The 741-nt window shown below is 60.1% G+C and carries 1 pseudogene; it reads left to right on the forward strand.

Annotated elements, in window-relative coordinates:
- Positions 1 to 342: 342 nt before the first annotated feature.
- Positions 343 to 525: pseudogene (locus P3C29_RS32610) on the forward strand (PTS N-acetyl-D-glucosamine transporter); the annotation flags it as partial.
- Positions 526 to 741 lie beyond the last annotated feature (216 nt).

Genomic DNA, 741 nt, shown 5'->3' on the forward strand with positions numbered 1-741 from the left:
TGACGGCACTGGGTTGCCAGGGCGTGAGTCAACTTGAGAGCGGTATTTGGCACTTGCTGATTGGTGACAAGGCGTCGGGCTTGGGTGAGGCACTGGAACGGTTGGTCAGTGGCCGCGAAGCCGTAACCGGCGCCTAGCAAAATTGTGGTGAGCGAGCTTGCTTGTGGTGAGCGGGCTTGCCCCGCGCTGGGCTGCGCAGCAGCCCCAATAAAAACGCCGCATTTTTTCAGATAGAACCCTGTGGCAGGTTTTAGGGCCGCTGCGCAGCCCAGCGCGGGGCAAGCCCGCTCACCACAGGGTGATTGCCTATAGGGAAGAAATGTTTCTAAACCGGATCCGCCTGTTCGGGTGGAGTTGGGGGATGGTTCGGTGCTGTCCGAGTCCCAACTGACGGCACTGGGTTGCCAGGGCGTGAGTCAACTTGAGAGCGGTATTTGGCACTTGCTGATTGGTGACAAGGCGTCGGGCTTGGGTGAGGCACTGGAACGGTTGGTCAGTGGCCGCGAAGCCGTAACCGGCGCCTAGCAAAATTGTGGTGAGCGAGCTTGCTTGTGGTGAGCGGGCTTGCCCCGCGCTGGGCTGCGCAGCAGCCCCAATAAAAACGCCGCATTTTTTCAGATAGAACCCTGTGGCAGGTTTTAGGGCCGCTGCGCAGCCCAGCGCGGGGCAAGCCCGCTCACCACAGGGTGATTGCCTATAGGGAAGAAATGTCTCGCGAACCTGCGGCACCCAATCATTCAG

It is taken from the genome of Pseudomonas sp. 1912-s, from assembly GCF_029269205.1.
Lineage (GTDB): Bacteria > Pseudomonadota > Gammaproteobacteria > Pseudomonadales > Pseudomonadaceae > Aquipseudomonas.